Origin of the sequence: Corallococcus terminator (assembly GCF_049194865.1) — a bacterium.
Taxonomy (GTDB): Bacteria; Myxococcota; Myxococcia; order Myxococcales; family Myxococcaceae; genus Myxococcus; species Myxococcus terminator_A.
Map to the genome: position 1 here is coordinate 1 of NZ_JBLZWL010000073.1, position 14,622 is coordinate 14,622.

A 14,622-nucleotide genomic window follows, 5' to 3' on the forward strand; every position below is an offset into this window, starting at 1 on the left:
GACGGGTCCTGCCCGCTCCCGGAGGTGGTGATGACGGAGGGGTCTCCCCCCAGCAACATCACCACCAGCGCCACGACGATGGAGCCGATACCGCCGCCCACCGCCAGGGGACGCCCGAAACCACTGCCTCGCCGGTCTTCCACATTGGAGCTGCGACGACCACCCTGCCACCGCATGCCTGCCCCCTCCTGGACGGATTCTCCGTCGGGGCAAGGTAGTCAGCGCCGGAGCGGAGGGACGCCCGGCACCCGTCCCTCGCCTGGTCGACAGCACGCCAGGCGAGAGAGCACACGAGCGACTACGGCACGGACAGCGCCTGGAGCGCCGTGCGGGCCTGGGCCTCGTCGGCGACCACCCCGACGACGAGCCGCTTCAGGCAGCCATCGAACTCCTGCTTCAGCGCGGCGGCCGTCACGGCCTGGAGGTGGGCGGGACGCTGGGCCAGCGACTCCGGCGAGAAGCCCCGCACCCGGGCATCCAGGAGCGCATGCACCCAGGCCTCCGAGGAGATGAACGACACCGCCTGCTTCGCCAGCAGCCGCGAGCGGGCACGCGCCAGCTCCCGCTCATCCAGGTTCGTGGCGAAGGAGGAGAGCAGGTCCTGCACGGACTTCGCGCCCTCCGCCATGCGCTGCGCATCCACCACGCCCTCCACCACCAGGTGGGAGGCGCCGCCGCGCGCCAGCCAGGTGCTCGCGCCGAAGCCGTAGGAGGCCCCGCGCTGCGAGCGCACGTCGTGGGACACCAGCTCCACCATCAACGCGTAGCGCGCCTCCGACTCCGGGGTGGCCGCGGGCAGCAGGCAGGCCACCTGCAAGTGGCCCTGGCTCGCACCCGGGAGAGGCGTGACGAGCGTGCGGGCCTTCGCGGAGGGCGCGGGCAGCGGCGGCGCGACAGGCACGCTCACCGCCGTGGCGGGCCCGTACTTCCAGCCGCCCAGGTATTCGCGCACCAGCGGCTCCACCGTCTTCACGTCGAACTCGCCGGCGATGACCACCACCGTGTTGGCCGGACGGTACACGTCGCCAATCCAGGACTGGACGTCGCCCCAGTCCAGTTGCGCCATCTCCTCACCCGAGGCCTCTCGGGAGTAGGCGTGCGCCCCGTAGAGGGCCTTCATCAGCTCGCGCCCACCGCGCACCTCCGGGTGCGCGTCCACCACGCGCCGCCACGGCACCACCTGCTCCTGGAGATACCTGACGACTTCCAGAGAGGTCCGCGTGGTGGCCAGTTGCTCGGACAACAGCGCCAGCATGTTGCCGACGTTGCCGGCGGTTCCGGACACCTCGATGCGCTGGTGGTCCTTGCGCATCTCTGACTCCACATGCAGGCCCCAATAGCTGGCATGGCCCTCGAACCACGACTCGCGGAAGGCGCCGTAGTTGGCCAGCGCCGCCGCGCCCGGCTTCGCCCCATACGTGGAGCCGCCGCCCAGCACCGCGCCCACCCGCACCACGGGCAGCCCGGGCCGGGGCGCGAGCAGCACCTCCATGCCGTTGTCGAGCTTCAGCGTCTGCACGGGCGCGGACAGGACCGTCAGCATGGACGGGGTGATGCGCTGCTCGGCCGACAGCGTGGAGGACTCCTCCGGCAGGGTCACGGACGCCACCGCCGAGCCACCACCACTCTCGCCGGGCCGCACCAGGATGATGCGGGCCCGCTCTCGCTGGAGCCACTTGTAGGCGAAGTCCGTCACCTTGCCGCCGTCGATGGTCATCAGCGCCATCTGCGCGCGCGTGTAGCCGCGCACGTCGAGCATGAAGTGCGTCAACTCCGCGCGGCGGGTGGTGCGCGCCAGCAGGTCCTCGGACTCCAGCACCATGCCCGTGATGACGTTGCGGCGCATCGACTGGAAGTCGAGCTCGCGACCGAGCACGGCGGTCTGCTTCCACGTCTCGTAGGCCCGGTCCAGCACCTTGTCCGCGGACCTGCGCGGGTTGGAGCCCGTGGTGAGCACCACGCGAACCACCAGCAGCGACGAGCGCGTGCCGGGCACCACCTGCGTGGCGATACCGGCGATGTCGCCGTCGTTCTGCATGGCGCCCAACAGGCTCCGGCCCAGGTTCACCCGGACGAAGTCATGGATGGCGCTGGCCTCGTCGAAGGAGCGCGGCAACACCCAGGAGATGTACAGCTCCGGCGAGCCCACGGACGCCTTGAACTCCGGAATGGACGGCGCGTCGGCCTTCAGCGGCGGCTCCACTACCTGCGGCATGCGCGTGTCAACCGCCAGCGGCGCGCCAGTGCCCACCCACGCCGGGGGGAGGCTCTGCATCAACACCGCCTCCACGGCGGCCAGGTCCACGTCCCCGGCGATGACCAGGGTGATGTTGTCCGGACGGTAGTGATTGCGCGCGAAGCGCTGGGCGTCCGTCAGGGCGAGCGCAGTGAGCGACTCGTGCGTGCCGAGGAGGGGCCGCGAGTACGGGTGCTCCGGCGGATAGGTCGCGGCGTGCACCCAACTGAAGACCTGCCCCACGTAGCCCGTCTCGTTGCGCTGGCGCAGCTCGTTGCGCACCACCTCGCGCTCCACGGCGAAGACCTCCGGCGTGACACCGGCGAGCGGCGAGGACAGCCGCTGCCCCTCCAGCTTCAGCAACGTGGCCAGTGACTCCTTGGGCGCCAGCGTCTGGTACAGCGTGTGGTCCTGGCCGGTGAGGGCATTGAAGCGCCCCGCCCCCGCATCCTCCAGTCGCGTCCACACCGAGGGGCTGCCCGCGTGACGCGAGCGGAACGCCAGGTGCTCCACGACGTGCGCCAGGCCTTCCTTGCCCACCGGGTCGCTGGAGCCGCCCGTGCCCACCAGGGCCACCACCGCCACCACCGGCGCGCGCGTGTCCTGCTCCACCACCACCCGCAGCCCCGAGGGCATGCGGAAGTCTCGCAAGGGGAAGGACACGTCGCGCATCACCACCTGGCCGCGCTGCGGCAAGGTCGAACACGCGCCAAGCAGGGCCGAGAGGAAGACGACGGCAGCCGTCATCCTCCGAGCACGCGGAGAAGGACGGGAGAGAAACTGGGAGTTCATACGAACTGGACTCACGGGGGACTGCGAGCAAGGCAAGGACTGCCTCGCGCGCCCCAAGGACGGGGAGGACTGCATAGAGCATCTGATGGCGAGAACACCATCATCCTTCGGTCATGGATTGTCACACAGCGGCGGCGACGTGCTGGCTCCCCCAGTGGGCGATGCCGAGGATGGACTCCATGGGATTGACGCCCAGCGCGGTGGGGAAGACAGACCCGTCCACGACGAAGAGGTTGTCCGCGTCCCAATAGCGCAGCGTGCTGTCCACCACGCTTGTCTCCGGGCTGCCTCCCATGGCGCACCCGCCCATCTGGTGCGCGCTGAGGACCGAGAGCTGGAGCGGGCCATAGGGCGCGTCATCCAACAAGGCGAGGTCCTTCTCGCCGTGCATGACCACGGGCCGCGAGTGCGGGCTCGACACCTGTTCGGCGCCAGCGGCGAACTGGATGCGCGCGGACACCTTGAGGGCCTCGCGAAAGGCCTCCCAATGAAAGTCGTTGAGCGGGTAGTCGACCTTGAAGCGCGTGTATTCGCCCTCGCCCCGCAGGCCCACCGTGCCGCCTTCGTCCCCGGGGTGTACGCCATCCAGGCAGATGGAGATGAGGGCATTGGCATACGGCAGCCGGGCCATCTGCTCCTGATGCGCCGAGCCCAGGCCGGTCAGCGCCAGCGAGTTGAGGATGGGCAGCAGCGGAGGAACCTCGAGCAGCCACCCCAGCCTTCCCTCCCCCCGGGTGATGAACTGCCGCGAGTACACGCTGATGGGCGCGCCGGCGTAGGCCTCCACGGGCTCCCGGAAGCGGGCGTTGGAGACGACCACCGGGTGAAGCATGAGGCGCTTGCCCACCTGGCCTCGTCCGGTGAGCCCGCTGCGCAAGAGCAGTCCCGGCGAGTTGATGGCCCCACCGCACACGGCCGTCACCTTCGCCTTCACGGTGAGCCGCTTCCCGGTGGGCCGGTTCGTGTTCGGGTTCAACACATCCGAGTGGACCGCCACCACGCGTCCACCCTGCACCTCCAACCGCCGCGCGCTGACGTTGGCGAACAGCCGCATCCCCTTCTCCACCGCCTCCGGGATGAGCGTCACCAGCAGGGACTGCTTCGCGTTGGTGGGACAGCCCAGGCCGCACGTGCCCAGCGCCGCGCAGGAGCGCACGTTGCGCTTCACCGTGCCCCGGCTGTAGCCCAGCGCGCCCAATCCCTCCCACAGGATGCGGTTGTTGCGATTGGACTGCTCCAGCGGCCACTCGCGGATGTTCAGCCGCTCCTCCAGCCAGTCCCAGTGCGGCGCGAGCGTGGCCGCGTCCAGCCCCTTCACGCCGTGCGTGTCGCGCCAGCGCTCCAGGATTTCCGGCGGCGTGCGGAAGCAGGCACACCAGTTGACGGCGGTGCCACCGCCCACGGTGCGGCCCTGGAAGATGCCGATGGACAGGTCATCCGTCGCCCGGTTGCCGGCCTCCTGGTAGAAGGTCGAGTACGCCTTCGCCTCGTTCAAGTCGAAGTCGCGACGCGTGTGGTAGCCGCCCTCCTCCAGCATCACCACGTCCAGCCCGCGCTTCGCCAGCTCCAGCCCGAGCACCCCACCCCCCGCGCCGCTGCCCACCACGCAGACGTCACAGGTGAGGGTCTGGTCCTCGGTCAGCTCGTCTCCCGTCCAGATGCGACCGCTCATGGCGTGGACCCTCCGTTGCCCGCGATGGAGCCATCCGAGGGCCCTCGCCAGACAGGGGCGTCCGCGACATGAAAGCCTTGCGGCGCCACGTAGCCCGTGGCCGCGATGGCCGCCGGGTGCGAGTAATACGCGGCATGCGCCAGCGAGCGCAGCGCGTGGAAGGCGCCGCGACGAAACACCAGTCGCGACGTCCGCCAGTCCTCCAGCGCGGCGTCCTGCGCCTCGGGAGAGAGCCGTGAGAAGGGCGTGACGCGTCCCGAGAACAACAGCCCCGCCAGCGCGTTGTCGAAGATTCCCAGCACGTCCCGGACCTCCTTCGCGATGGAGGGGTCTCCCCGCGCGAGCAGCCGGTCCGCCAGGAAGGCCACGCGCACCGTGTCCGCGTCGGGCCAGCCGTCACGCGGCGGGAAGGCCCGGCGGGCGATGGCCTGGAACGTCGCGTACTCGCGAGGCCTGAGGACCTGGAGCCCCTCGGCGGGCAGGGGCAATGACAGCCCCTCGCGCAGGAACAGGGCGCCGCCACCTCCCAGCGCGAGCAACGCGCCTCCGAACACTCCTCGCTTGAGCAGCCCTCGACGCGACAGCGCGGGCTGCCCGACGTGAGACGGGGACATCGAAGCCTCCGAAACGAAACGGGGACACAACGCGCCGTGAGGCCGCCGGAGTCTAGCTCCTGCTCGCCATCGAATGACAATCGACGCCCGCGCTCCGCGCGTCAGGGAATCGGCGGAGAGGGCCTTGGCTCCACGGGAGGCGCGGGCGCCGGGCGCTTGTCCTTCAACACCTGTCCCGACAGCTCCTCGCGACCGGTGACGTCCTCGAAGCCATCCATCACCATCGCGCTCAAGTCGAAGGGCACGCCCCGCTCCTTCTCCAGGGCCTCGGCGCGGGAGGCGAGGACTTCGCGCGACTGGCTGTCTGGATGGGGCACGCCCACGAAGATGCGGTTGGCGTTGGCCTCCACCTGGAAGGTGTAGAGCTGGCGGAAGCCCGCCTGCCACGTGCGCAGCATGGAGGAGAAGAGCGGGTTGGGCGGGTCCTCCCAGACGTTGCCCACCACCGCGCCCTTCGCCGTCAGCCGCGCGCGCACCGACGCGAGGAACTCCACCGTGCCCAGGTGCTCGGGGATGCTCTCGGGGCCGTACGCGTCCAGGAAGATGAGGTCATACGCGGGTCGCTTCGCCTCGATGAAGGCCCTGCCGTCCGCCACGTGCGCCTTCAAGCGGGCGTCCTCGCGGAAGCCGAAGTACTTGCGCGCCACGTCCACCACGTCCGGGTCGATGTCCACCACGTCGATGCGCGCCTGGGGCGCCACCGCGCGCAGGAACATGGGCATGGCCCCTCCGCCCAGGCCCACGACGAGGATGCGCTGGGGCTTGGGGACGAAGGCCAGTCCCACCATGGCCACGCGCGTGTAGGCCAGCTCCAGCTTCAAGGGATGCCCCGGCCACACCACGCTCTGGAGCGCGCCGGACTCGTCGAACTGGAGGTAGCGCCGGCCCTGCGCGTCCTCCGTCACCGCGATGAGCGTGTAGGGCGACTGCTTCTGGTGGAGGACCGTGCGCTGACTCGAGGACGCGCACGAGAGGAAGGCCAGCAACAGCAGCGCCAACCGAGAGGTGAAGCGCCGCATGCCCACTCCTTCCGACCGCCATTCAAAGTAGCACTTCCGCCAAGAAAACCAATGGGTTGACGAGCACCTTCGCGAAGTTCAACTTGGCGCCCATGGCGCATAACCAGGGACACCTCTCCGAAGACGCCCGGGCCATCATCGCCGAGGAGGAAGCGCTGCTCGCGCGCGTCCAGGCGACACTGGAGCTCGCTCGTCGCAAGGCAGGGCGGGTACAGACGAACCAGGCGCTGCTCGACCAGCTCCAGTCGCTCCGCGACGAGGCGACGAGCGCGGCGGAGGCCGACCTGCCCCATCTCTTCTTCCAGATGGACCAGACGCGGGCCCTGTTGGACAGACAGGAGCGCGCGCAGCTTCCGGAAGCGCAGGCCCCCTACTTCGCGCACCTGCGCCTGAATGGCGACGCCGGCCCCCGCGACTACCTGCTCGGGCGCACGACCTTCGCGGACGTGAGCGCTGGCGTGCGCGTCATCGACTGGCGCTTCGCTCCCATCGCCCGCGTCTTCTACTCATACGAGGAAGGCGACGCGTACGAGGAGCAGTTCGGTGAGCGGCTGGCCGAGGGCACCGTCGAGGTGCGGCGACTGGTGGTCATCGAGCGCGGCGTGCTGACCCGCATCATCTCCGGGGCCCTCGTCCTGGAGCGAGGACAGGACGGCGCGTGGCGCGGCGTGGGCCGCGACATCAGCGCGCTGCGAGCGGGCGGGGCGGGCTCGGCGGCCCGGCCCGGAGCCATGGGGACCGGCAAGGGCGCGCGACGGGTCGAGGACGCCTTCGGAGTCACCGCCCTGCTGGACGCAGAGCAGTACGACGCCGTCAGCGTGGACGCCTCCCATCCCCTGCTGGTTCTGGGCAGCGCGGGCAGCGGGAAGACGACGGTGGCCCTGCACCGGCTGGCGAAGATCGCCTTCGACGACCCGACCACCTACCCCCAGGCGCGCATGATGCTCATCGTCCCCGAGGAGGGACTGGCCCGGTTGTCGCGCCGGCTGCTGGCGCCCCTGGGCCTGGGCCGCGTCGCGGTGGACACGCTGGACCACTGGCTGCTCGCGACGGCGCGCTCCGCGTTCAACCTGCCGGGCATCAAGCTGAGCCCGGAGACGCCGCCGCTCGTGTCGCGCTTCAAGCGACACCCCGCGCTTCGACGCCTGCTCCTCGGCCGCATCAGCGCGCCGAAGGCGCAGGCGGGCCCCTCGCTGGAGCGGCTCCACCGACGGCTGGCGGACGCGTACCTGGACCGCCACTTCCTCGACGACGTGGTGAGACAAGCCAAGGGCGAGCTGCCTCGCACCGCCATCGACGAGGTACTCGAGCACACGCGGCTCCAACGCTCCATCCCGCTGGAGAAGGAGCTCCAGGACATCACCGACCCGGAGCGGCTCATCTCCGTGGACGGCAAGGCCATCGAGGACGACACGCCCTACGCGCTGGCCGGCACGGTGGACCTGGAGGACCTGCCCATCCTCATGTTCCTCAAGGCCCAACACAGCCCGCTCGGGGTGGAGCGGCTGGCCCACATCGTCCTGGACGAAGCGGAGGACTTCTCCCTCTTCGAGCTGTTCGTCGTGCGCAAGCTGTTGGGCAAGAGCCGCAGCTGCACGCTCGCGGGCGATGAGATGCAGCAGACGGAGGCGGGCTTCGCCGGCTGGGCCCAGACGCTCGAGGAGCTGGGCATCCGTGACGCTTCCACTTGCCGGTTGCAGGTCTCCTACCGCTGCCCCGCGCCGGTGGTGGAGCTGGCCCGTCAGGTGCTGGGCACCCAGGCCCCCGCGGAGTCCTCCTCGCAGCCGCCCCGCGAGGGCGCCCCGGTGGGCTTGCACCACTTCCCCGTGGAGGCGCAGGCACAGCTCTTCGTGGGCGAGGCCCTGAGAGACCTCGTCGCGCGCGAGCCCCACGCCTCCGTGGGTGTCATCGCCAGCAGCCCCGAGTCGGCCGACGCCGTCTATCGCGTCGTCGCGGACCAGTCCTGGGCGCGCCGGGTGAAGGACGGGGAGTTCTCCTTCGAGCCCGGCGTGGACGTGACGGACGTGGGCAGCGTGAAGGGCCTGGAGTTCGACTACGTCATCCTCCCGGACGTCACCGCGCGCGCCTGGCCCGTGGATGACGAGTCCCGCCGCCGCCTGCACGTGGCCATAACCCGCACCTCCCATCAGCTCTGGGTGGTGTCCTCGGGCGCGCGCTCGCACCTCATTCCGGCGGCTGTCGCGGCAGCTCCACGGTGAACGTCGAGCCCTGGCCGGGCGCGCTGCGCACGAGGATGCGCCCGTCCATGGCGTCGACAATCTGCCGGACAATCCACAGGCCCAGCCCCAGGCCCCCGTAGTGCCGCTCGCTGGCGAGCCGCTCGAAGCGATGGAACAGGCGCGGCTGCGCCTCCAGGGCGATGCCCACGCCCTCGTCGCGCACGGACAGCCAGGCCCGCTCCGCGTCCGCGCCCACGTGCACCTCGATGGGGTGCCCCCGGCCGTACTTGATGGCGTTGGACAACAGGTTCTGGAGCACCTGCTCGACGCGCAGCCGGTCCCACTCACCCGTCGCGGGCCCGGGCGTCTCCAGGCGCAGCGAGCACCCCGCCCGCGACAGCTCCTCCGCATAACGCGGCACCAGCTCCCGCGTGAGCGCGGCCAGGTCCAGCGGCTCACGCTCCAACCGCAGCTTGCCCGCGGTGATGCGCGACACGTCCAGCAGCTCCCGCACCAGACTGGACAGTCGGGAGAGCTGCCGCTGCACGGCCATCACCTTGTTGGGCACGGACTCGGACGCGATGTCCCCGGGGCTTCCGGCGGGAGCCTCCAACTGCCGGCGCAGCGCCTGGACGTTGAGCGTCAGCGACGTGAGCGGCGTGTTCAGCTCGTGGGAGGCGACGGACAGGAACGAGTCCCGGGCGCGCACCGCCTCCTGCGCCTCCGTGTACAGCCGCCCGTTGTCCAAGGACGTCGCCGCACGCCGCGCCAGGTCCTCGGCGAGCCGCACGTCCGCTTGCGTGTAGCGCCGGCCACCCTCGGTGTTGACGAGCGACAGCGCCCCCAACACACGGCCCCGGCTCATCAAGGGCACGATGATGTACGCCGTCATGCCCAGCTCCTGCGTCGCCCGGCGCCGGGTCTCGTCCGGGATGGCCCGCTCGATCAGCTCCGGCCGCATCTCCGGCACGAACTCCGTGGCGCCCGTGCGCAGCACCTTGCCCACCCCGTGGGTCTGGTCCATCAGGATGGGGTAGCGCTCGTGGTACGCCCGTGCGCGCTCCACCAGCTCCGGCCTCACGTGCGCCATGGCCACGCGCCGCACGCGCCCGTCGGGCAACGGGACGTCCACGCTGCACCCGTCCGCCAGCGGTGGCACCGCGAGGACGGTGAGGCGCGTGAGGATTTCGTCATGCTCCAGCGAGGACGTCATCACCTCGCTGGCCTGCGCCAGGAAGGCCGCGTGGCGCTGCGCGCGTCGCGTCTCGTCGTAGAGCCCCCGGAGGATGGCCTCCTGCTTCTTCTCCGACGTGTTCTCCCGCGAGAAGACATAGACGCGCCCATGGCCCCGGAACAGGCGCAGCACGAACCAGCGCTCCTGGGAGGCGAAGTGCCACTCGAAGTCCTCCGGCGCGCCCACCGCGGCCACGCGCACGAAGCGCTCCTGGAGCTGCGCCCGCAGGGCCTCTGGATACAGCTCCCACAGGAAGCGGCCGAGCAGCTCCACCCGGGGACTTCCGAAGGCGCGCTCCATCGCCGGGTTCGCGTAGAGGCATGCACCATCCGGCGCGCAGATGGAGACACTCTCCGGGAACTGGTCCCACAGAACGGTGTCGAGTCCCTCCACGCCCACGGCGGACGTGTCGACGCTGGAAAGCCCCTGTCCGGTCAAGTGATGGTCCACGCGCTCGATGCGGATGCGGGTCAAGGCCCCCAGCTCCCGCTTACCACTTCCCTCATCCCAGCCCACCGCTACCTCCCACACGTCTGCTCGTCAGACAACACTCGACGGCATCGCGGGGCAAGTCCTCACGGACCTGGGGGCGGAGCGGGAGCGGGCAGCGGCAAGCGCACGGTGAAGCAGGCCCCTTCGCCCAGGGCGCTCTCCACGGACAGGCTCCCCCCGTGGAGCTCGACGAGCTGCCGGGAAATCCACAGCCCCAGGCCGAAGCCGGGCCGCGTCGGGTCCAGGCGAGAGAAGCGCTGGAACAGCCGCGCCTGGTCCTCCGGGGAGATGCCTGGCCCCCTGTCCTTCACCCACAACAGCACGGAGTGGGTCTCCTCGCGGATCGCCACTTCAATCGCCGTCCCCGCCGCGTGCCGCAGGGCATTGGTGAGCAGGTTGGTGAAGACCTGCTCCACGCGCGTGCGGTCCCACGCGCCGACGATTCCGGCCGGGACGCGCAGGCACAAATCACACCCCGCGCGCCGCACGTCCTCCTCCATCCGCTCCACCGTGTGGCGCACCAGCTGCCCCAGGTCCACCTCCTCCAAATCCAACACCGGGCGCTGGGTGGACAGGAGCGACACGTCCAGGAGCGTGGCGATGAGCCTGTCCAGCCGCCCGCACTGGTCCTGGACGCGTGCCAGCCGCCGGGGCACGTCCGCGGGCTCCAGCGCGCCGAGCTGCGCGGAGCGCACCAGGCCGTCCACGTAGAGCCGCAGCGACGTCAGCGGCGTGCGCAGCTCATGGGAGGCCACGGACAGGAACTCATCGCGCACCCGCAGCGCGGCCTCCAGGGCGGCTGTCCGCTCCGTCACCCACTGCTCGAGCTCCCCCGCGGGCCGGCGCGACTCATCCGGAGAGCCCGCCGCGTGCTCGCCCTCGACGGGCGAACCCTTCCGACTCGTCTCCACCGCCATGCCCCACGTTTCTACTGGAGCAGGCGGCCCGCACCCATCCGGCGCCCGGCCGCGTCCTCCCGCGAGCTTCCACTATCCAACACAGGCCCTGGCACCTCAGGGCTGCTGCTGCCCCTGCTGCCGCTGGCGCCACTGCTCGCGGCGCTGCTCCGCCGCGCGGCCGTGCGCCAGCGACTCCTCTTCCTGGCGGGAGTACTCCGACAGCCGCGTGCGGTGCATGTTGATGCTCAGCTCGTACAACCCCTTGTCACGATCGGGCAGCTTGTCGCCCTGCTCCTCGAGCACCGTGGTCGCGAACTGCAACAAGTCCTCTGACACCTTGCGTCGTCGGTCGTAGTACTGGCGAATCTCAGACTCGGTGGCGTCACCCGACTGCACCCGGCCAAAGACCTCATTCCACTTGCGCGTCTCCTCCTCGCGCTTGCGCAAGAGCTCCGGGTCCTTCGTCGGCGCGCCCAGCTCCCAGTACAGGTTGTCCGGCAGCCTCGCGCGCAGCGCCTCCAAGTCCAAGGGATAGGCCTCCGGCTCGCCATCCACTTCGGGCTCCGGCGCCCGGAGCGTCTCCGGAATGACGCTGCTTGTCATTCCTGGTGGAAGGGTGGGCGCGGCGGGCCGCGAGGGCACGGGCGCGGCGGGGGGCGGCGGGGTTGGCGCGGTGGCCATCCCTGGCTCGGGCGGCGCCAAGGGCGGCGCCTCTCCGCGCAGGGCGAACACGAGCGCGGCCACCAGCGCCACGACCCCGAGCCCCGCCAGCCAGCCCAGCCGCTTCGACCCAGCATTATCGGACATGACGTCCGAATACCGCGTGCCTCTCGCCCCTGGCAACCAACCCTTGTCATGCCGCAATGCATCACAATCCACCGTGGTGCTCGAAACATGAAACAACACATTCAGGACTGACTCCCGGGTCAACGTGGGATATAGAACCGGTTTCCCCCCAAACCCGGAGGAGCCTGCATGAAGCGCGTACTCGTGGCGTGCCTCGCTGTCGCTGCGCTGATGGTCCCTAGCGCCGCCCGCTCGGAAGTCATCGTCTCATCCATCGTCAGTGTGCTGGTGGATGGCGGCAACAACTACAACTGGCAGAAGGTGGAGCTGCCTGGGACGAAGTGTGGCAATGGCTCCCAGTTCAAGTTCTTCATCCACAAGACGAACTCGCCCAACCTGCTGATGCTGCTCGAGGGCGGCGGCGCGTGCTGGGACTACGACACCTGTAGCGGTCGCGCGGGCCTCCTGGGCGCGGCGAACCCCAACGGCATCGCCGACGACTACATCACCCAGTTCACCGCGAAGTACGTCTCGCCGCTCGTCAACGGCGCCGACCCGGGCCTGCCGGGCCGCAGCAAGACGAACCTGGTGACGGCCGGCTGGAACATCGTCTACGTGCCGTACTGCACCGGCGACGTGCACATCGGCAACAACACGAAGACGTACGTGGACCAGACGGGCGCCAACCCCCCGCTCACGTGGCACCACAGCGGCTACACCAACACGCTGGCGGTGGCGAACTACGCGAAGACGCAGTTCCCCAACGTGCAGAAGTTCCTGATGACGGGCTACAGCGCGGGCGGCACGGCGACGTCGGCGGGCTACTACTTCGCGCGTCGCATCATCAACCCGGCGCGTGGCTACCTGCTCAACGACTCCGGCCCCATCTTCCTGGCGCCCAACGCCAACTTCAAGTCGCGCTCCCTGCACGACAAGATTCGCGAGTCGTGGAACCTGAACTCCGTGTTCGGCCTGCTGCCCGCGTCGTTCAGCCAGAGCGACTTCGGCACCATCAACCGCATGGTGGCCACGGAGTTCCCGAACGACCAGCTCGCGTACACGGGCTACACGCGTGACTACAACTACTCGCGCTTCTCCTATGAGCGCTTCCACACGCCGAACGACAAGGAGTCCGTGCACGCCTACTGGAAGACGGACGAGGCCGCGATGGTGACGGAGCTGAACAAGTACAACAACTTCAGCTACTTCATCCCGCACGAGCGCGCCATCAACGCCAGCCACTGCAGCACCATCATCACCTTCATCGGCGCGCACGCCTGCCAGCAGATGGAGAAGAAGAAGTGGTACGAGTACATTGAAGCGCCGTGGCAGTCGTGGAAGTGCCGCAGCGAGTTCGTGGGCATGGACACGTTCCTCACGCGCTTCGTGAACAACAACCAGCGCGTGCGCATCTACGAGCCCGCCAACGGCTACAACGCCGAGGACCCGGGCATGGGCATTGTCGCGCCGCTCATCAACGGCGCGCTGGGCGGGTAGTCGTAAGCCCCCTGGTTGAAGAAGTCGTGTGACTGGCGGCGGGGCACAAGACGCATCTTGCGTCCCGCCGCTGGCCCCCGTGAGGGGAAGGCGCTAGAGGCCACAGGCGCCATGGACAACCTCACGCACGGGCTCTTGGGATTGGCTGTCGGCGCGCTGCGCCGGCCCGACGTACGCCCCGGTTCTCCGGAGCGCTCTTCGTCCACGGACCGCGCGGTGTTGCTGGCGAGCGTGCTGGCCGCCGAGCTGCCGGACCTGGACACCCTCCTGGCGCGTGGTGACGCGGTGACGGTGGCGCTGCATGCGCACCGGGGCCTGTCCCACTCGCTCGTCTTCGCGCCCGTCATCGCCCTCGGCGCCACGCTCATCGCGTGGGCCGTGTTCCGCCAGGGCACGCGGCTGCTCCCGGTGTTCCTCTCCAGCCTGACGTCCGTGCTCTTCGCGCACCTGCTCCCGGACTTGTGGACGGGCTGGGGCACGCGGGTGCTGCTGCCCTTCTCCGATGCGCGGCTGAGCCTGGACTGGACGGTGGTCGTGGACCCGTGGGTGACGCTGCCGCTGGTGGCGGGGACAGTGGTGGCGTGGCGACGGCGCGCGGCGTGGCGGCGCGCGCTGCTGGTGGGGCTCGCCTGCGCCATGGCCTACGTGGGCGCGCGCGTCGCCTCCTGGGGCGTGCTGACGCGGCGGGTGGACGGCGCCTACCCCGGCGCCCAGGCCGTGCGCGTCTTCCCCGCGCCCCTCTCCTTCCGCACGTGGCGGTACGTGGCGCGGCTTCCTGGCGAAGTCCTGGCCGCGGGGGACGTGACGCTCCTGGGCGCGCCCCGGGAGGCCCGCAGGGTGGTGGCCCCCGTGGACGTGCTGCCCGTGGAGCTGCGCGAGGTGCCCACCGTGCGCGAGGCCTTGGCCTGGGCGCGCTTCCCGGTGGTGACGGTGACGCCGGTGGCGGCGGGACAAGAGGTGCGCGTCGCCGACCTGCGCTACCACCTGAATGGCGAGCCCACGCTCACCTTCGTGGTGCGAGTGGACGCGGCGGGGACGGTGACGGACGCCCGGTTGGAGCGAGGCGGCAGCGCCTCCGAGCTGCTGCGCCGATGGCGCGGCGGAGACTCCGAGCCGAAGCCCGAAGCTCCCTGACGCGACGGCGCGGGGACGGCGGCCCTTCGAGTCACCTGCTCGGACCCGAAGGGAGCCTCGCGGCGGG

At 70.2% G+C, this 14,622-nt stretch carries 11 protein-coding genes; 3 read left to right on the plus strand and 8 right to left on the minus strand.

All coding sequences use genetic code 11. The features are described 5' to 3' along the window. The 5 genes from ACN469_RS23575 to ACN469_RS23595 all read right to left on the minus strand — a co-directional run. Positions 1–176: neutral zinc metallopeptidase (locus ACN469_RS23575; protein ID WP_498771019.1), on the minus strand; the 176-nt coding region annotated here is incomplete at its 3' end. 122 nt (positions 177–298) lie between these two features. Next, positions 299–2,983 carry a M16 family metallopeptidase gene (locus tag ACN469_RS23580; RefSeq protein WP_498770998.1) on the minus strand — a complete coding sequence of 895 codons (2,685 nt, stop codon included), beginning with the start codon at positions 2,981–2,983 and terminating at the stop codon, positions 299–301. Positions 2,984–3,149: 166 nt separating this feature from the next. After that, entirely contained in the window at positions 3,150–4,700 is a 1,551-nt protein-coding gene (locus ACN469_RS23585) for a GMC family oxidoreductase N-terminal domain-containing protein (RefSeq protein WP_498770999.1), read from the minus strand. Beyond that, positions 4,697–5,314, minus strand: coding sequence for a gluconate 2-dehydrogenase subunit 3 family protein (locus tag ACN469_RS23590; protein WP_498771000.1), 618 nt, complete (start codon positions 5,312–5,314; stop codon positions 4,697–4,699). The genes ACN469_RS23585 and ACN469_RS23590 overlap by 4 nt, the downstream gene beginning before the upstream one ends. A 101-nt stretch (positions 5,315–5,415) precedes the next feature. Further along, a complete protein-coding gene (locus ACN469_RS23595; RefSeq protein ID WP_498771001.1) occupies positions 5,416–6,333 on the minus strand; it encodes a spermidine synthase in 918 nt (305 codons plus the stop codon). 92 nt (positions 6,334–6,425) lie between these two features. Here ACN469_RS23595 and ACN469_RS23600 point away from each other — a divergent pair, with 92 nt between their 5' ends. Further along, complete coding sequence (locus ACN469_RS23600; protein WP_498771020.1) at positions 6,426–8,552, plus strand: ATP-binding domain-containing protein; 2,127 nt, start codon at positions 6,426–6,428, stop codon at positions 8,550–8,552. Here ACN469_RS23600 and ACN469_RS23605 read toward each other — a convergent pair. From ACN469_RS23605 to ACN469_RS23615, 3 genes are all read right to left on the minus strand, one after another. After that, a complete protein-coding gene (locus ACN469_RS23605; RefSeq protein WP_498771002.1) occupies positions 8,518–10,221 on the minus strand; it encodes an ATP-binding protein in 1,704 nt (567 codons plus the stop codon). The two genes, ACN469_RS23600 and ACN469_RS23605, sit on opposite strands and share 35 nt — an antisense overlap. Positions 10,222–10,322: 101 nt before the next feature. Continuing rightward, the gene (locus ACN469_RS23610) at positions 10,323–11,156 is read right to left on the minus strand and encodes a sensor histidine kinase (protein ID WP_498771003.1); all 834 of its coding nucleotides are present in this window, start codon (positions 11,154–11,156) and stop codon (positions 10,323–10,325) included. A 96-nt stretch (positions 11,157–11,252) separates the two neighbouring features. Beyond that, positions 11,253–11,945: a hypothetical protein gene (locus tag ACN469_RS23615; protein ID WP_498771004.1), complete on the minus strand. Its 693-nt coding sequence runs from the start codon at positions 11,943–11,945 to the stop codon at positions 11,253–11,255. Positions 11,946–12,113: 168 nt separating this feature from the next. Between ACN469_RS23615 and ACN469_RS23620 the strand changes: the two genes are divergently transcribed. Continuing rightward, entirely contained in the window at positions 12,114–13,421 is a 1,308-nt protein-coding gene (locus tag ACN469_RS23620; RefSeq protein ID WP_498771005.1) for a pectin acetylesterase-family hydrolase, read from the plus strand. Between the two features lie 111 nt (positions 13,422–13,532). Further along, positions 13,533–14,555, plus strand: coding sequence for a metal-dependent hydrolase (locus tag ACN469_RS23625; RefSeq protein WP_498771006.1), 1,023 nt, complete (start codon positions 13,533–13,535; stop codon positions 14,553–14,555). The last annotated feature ends 67 nt before the right edge of the window (positions 14,556–14,622 follow it).

Excerpts from the sequence above, each read along its gene's own strand:
- ACN469_RS23585 (WP_498770999.1), bottom strand. The coding sequence starts at position 4,700 with ATGAGCGGTCGCATCTGGACGGGAGACGAGCTGACCGAGGACCAGACC.
- ACN469_RS23590 (WP_498771000.1), bottom strand. The coding sequence starts at position 5,314 with ATGTCCCCGTCTCACGTCGGGCAGCCCGCGCTGTCGCGTCGAGGGCTG.
- ACN469_RS23610 (WP_498771003.1), bottom strand. The coding sequence starts at position 11,156 with ATGGCGGTGGAGACGAGTCGGAAGGGTTCGCCCGTCGAGGGCGAGCAC.
- ACN469_RS23595 (WP_498771001.1), bottom strand. The coding sequence starts at position 6,333 with ATGCGGCGCTTCACCTCTCGGTTGGCGCTGCTGTTGCTGGCCTTCCTC.
- ACN469_RS23615 (WP_498771004.1), bottom strand. The coding sequence starts at position 11,945 with ATGTCCGATAATGCTGGGTCGAAGCGGCTGGGCTGGCTGGCGGGGCTC.
- ACN469_RS23625 (WP_498771006.1), top strand. The coding sequence starts at position 13,533 with ATGGACAACCTCACGCACGGGCTCTTGGGATTGGCTGTCGGCGCGCTG.
- ACN469_RS23600 (WP_498771020.1), top strand. The coding sequence starts at position 6,426 with ATGGCGCATAACCAGGGACACCTCTCCGAAGACGCCCGGGCCATCATC.
- ACN469_RS23580 (WP_498770998.1), bottom strand. The coding sequence starts at position 2,983 with ATGACGGCTGCCGTCGTCTTCCTCTCGGCCCTGCTTGGCGCGTGTTCG.
- ACN469_RS23620 (WP_498771005.1), top strand. The coding sequence starts at position 12,114 with ATGAAGCGCGTACTCGTGGCGTGCCTCGCTGTCGCTGCGCTGATGGTC.